Raw genomic sequence first — 3,043 nt, 5'->3', positions numbered from 1 at the left:
CCGTTCAGTCGATCATCGGCAGTAGTTTGTCGAGGCTTGCCTTTGCGTCGCCGTAGAACATGCGGGTGTTTTCTTTGAAGAACAGCGGGTTTTCGATGCCCGAGTATCCGGTGCCCTGACCGCGTTTGGACACGAAGACCTGCTTGGCCTTCCAGCATTCCAGAACCGGCATGCCGGCGATGGGGCTGTTGGGGTCTTCCTGCGCCGCAGGGTTCACGATGTCGTTCGAGCCGATGACGATGGCCACATCCGTTTCGGGGAAGTCGTCGTTGATCTCGTCCATTTCCAGCACGATGTCGTATGGCACCTTCGCCTCGGCCAGCAGCACGTTCATGTGGCCAGGCAGACGGCCCGCGACCGGGTGGATCGCAAAGCGCACATTCTTGCCCTGCGCCCGCAGCTTGCGGACCAGTTCGCTGACCGATTGCTGTGCCTGCGCCACCGCCATGCCGTAGCCGGGGATGATCACCACGCTGTCAGCATCGTTCAGCGCTGCGGCCACACCGTCGGCTTCGATGGCGATCTGCTCGCCCTCAACCGCCATCTGTTCACCCTGTGGGCCACCAAAGCCGCCCAGGATAACGCTGACAAAATGACGGTTCATCGCCTTACACATGATGTAGGACAGGATCGCACCCGACGAGCCCACCAGCGCACCAACCACGATCAGCAGGTCGTTACCGAGACTGAAGCCAATCGCCGCAGCCGCCCAGCCCGAGTAGCTGTTCAGCATCGACACAACCACCGGCATGTCGGCACCGCCGATACCCATGATCAGGTGATAGCCGATGAACAGCGCCGCCAGCGTCATCAGGAACAGCGGGAAGAAGCCGCCCGATGCGGTGTACCAGATCAGACAGATCAGCGAGAGACCTGCCGCAGCCGCGTTCAGCGCATGACCGCCCGGCAGCTTGGTTGCCGTAGACGTCACCTTGCCCGCCAGCTTGCCATAAGCCACGACCGAGCCGGTAAAGGTGATCGCACCGATGAAGACGCCCAGGAACAGTTCGACATGCAGGATCGACAATTCCGCCGGGGTTTTCTTGGCGATCAGTTTGGCAAACCCTCCGAGGCCCGTGTACAGAACTTCTTTCGATGCATCCGAGACCGCCATCACCTCGGCGACGTTCAGAACTTCAAAATGCGCGTTGTATCCGACAAACACAGCTGCCAGACCGACCAGCGAGTGCATCGCGGCCACCAGCTGCGGCATCTCGGTCATCTGCACGCGCTGTGCGACGTACTGACCGATCAGACCACCGCCCGCGATCAGCAGCAGCGACAGCAGCCACAGACCCGAACCGGGACCGACCAGCGTGGCGAAGACCGCCAGCGCCATACCGACGATGCCATACCAGACCGCGCGCTTAGCGCTTTCCTGGTTCGACAGGCCGCCGAGCGAAAGGATGAACAGAACAGCCGCAACAACGTAGGCGGCAGTAGTGAAGCCAAATTCCATGTGCCCGGCCTCCTTAAGATTTCTGGAACATGGCGAGCATGCGCCGGGTTACGAGGAAGCCGCCGAAGATGTTGATCCCGGCCATGAAGATGGACAGCGCCGCCAGCAGAATGACCAGGATCGACCCCGATCCGATCTGCATCACAGCCCCGACGATGATGATCGACGAGATCGCGTTGGTGATCGCCATCAGCGGTGTGTGCAGGCTGTGTGCGACGCCCCAGATCACCTGGAAGCCCACAAAAATGGCCAGCACAAAGACGATGAAGTGCTGCATGAAGCTGGCCGGAGCGATCAGCCCCACCAACAGCATCAGCGCGCCACCAACCCCCAGCAGGGTGAACTGCTGTTTGGTCTGCGCCTTGAAGGCCGCAACCTCCTGTGCCTTTTTCTCTTCCGGGGTCAGTTCCTTGACTTCCGGTTTCTTCTGCGCCGCGATCGCCTGCACCTTGGGTGGCGGCGGCGGGAAGGTGATGTCGCCTTCAAATGTCACAGTCGCACCGCGGATCACGTCATCTTCCATGTCGTGATTGATCTGACCGTCCTTTTCAGGCGTCAGGTCGGTCATCATGTGACGGATATTGGTCGCGTACAAAGACGAGGACTGCGCCGCCATCCGGCTGGGGAAGTCGGTATAGCCGATGATGGTCACGCCATTGTCGGTCACGATCTTCTCATCCGCCACGGTCAGCTTGCAGTTGCCGCCCTTTTCCGCCGCAAGGTCAACAATGACCGAGCCCGGCTTCATCGCCTCGACCATATCCTTGGTCCAAAGCTCGGGCGCTTCGCGGTTCGGGATCAGCGCGGTGGTGATCACGATGTCTATCTCGGGTGCCAGCTCGCGGAACTTGGCCAGCTGCGCCTCGCGGAATTCCTCGGATTGAACGCTGGCATAACCGCCGGTGGCGGCACCGTCTTGCTGATCCTCGCTGAAATCCAGATAGACGAACTCGGCCCCCATCGATTCGACCTGTTCGGCCACTTCGGGGCGCACGTCGAACGCGTAAGTAATCGCGCCCAGCGAGGTCGAGGTGCCGATGGCCGCCAGGCCAGCCACGCCGGCCCCAACGATCAGCACCTTCGCAGGCGGAACCTTACCGGCAGCCGTCACCTGACCGGTGAAAAAACGGCCAAAGTTGTTGCCCGCCTCGATCACCGCGCGGTAACCGGCGATATTGGCCATCGACGACAGCGCGTCCATCTTCTGCGCGCGGCTGATCCGCGGCACCATTTCCATGGCGATGACATTGGCACCCTTGGCCTTGGCCGCTTCCATCCCTTCTTCGTTCCCCGCAGGGTTGAAGAAGGAAATCAACGTCTTACCCTTGGCCAGACGCTTCAGCTCAGCCTCGTTCGGTTGACGCACCTTGGCAACAATGTCGGCCTGCTTCCACAGCGACGCAGCCGTCTTGACGACCTCAACCCCTGCTGCCTCATACGACGCATCAGAAAACCCGGCCGCAGCGCCCGCACCCTTCTCAATCAGACATTCATAGCCCAACTTCTGAAGCTGCAACGCCGACTCCGGCGTCATCCCAACACGGTTCTCACCGTCATAAGTCTCTCTCGGTGTGCCTATCTTCA

General features: G+C 60.7%; 2 protein-coding genes. Both read right to left on the bottom strand.

What is annotated here, in order from left to right:
- Positions 1-4: 4 nt before the first annotated feature.
- Positions 5-1,459 carry an NAD(P)(+) transhydrogenase (Re/Si-specific) subunit beta gene (locus DK510_RS19340; protein WP_109313492.1) on the bottom strand — a complete coding sequence of 485 codons (1,455 nt, stop codon included), beginning with the start codon at positions 1,457-1,459 and terminating at the stop codon, positions 5-7.
- A 13-nt stretch (positions 1,460-1,472) separates the two neighbouring features.
- The coding region (locus DK510_RS19335; RefSeq protein ID WP_234999162.1) for a Re/Si-specific NAD(P)(+) transhydrogenase subunit alpha at positions 1,473-3,043 on the bottom strand (1,571 nt) is incomplete at its 5' end.

The sequence above is a fragment of the Ruegeria sp. AU67 genome, from assembly GCF_900312795.1.
Classification (GTDB): Bacteria; Pseudomonadota; Alphaproteobacteria; order Rhodobacterales; family Rhodobacteraceae; genus Ruegeria; species Ruegeria atlantica.
This window is presented reverse-complemented; position numbering and strand designations above follow the sequence as displayed.

Coding starts and splice junctions, on each gene's coding strand:
- DK510_RS19340 (WP_109313492.1), bottom strand. CDS start 1,459: ATGGAATTTGGCTTCACTACTGCCGCCTACGTTGTTGCGGCTGTTCTG.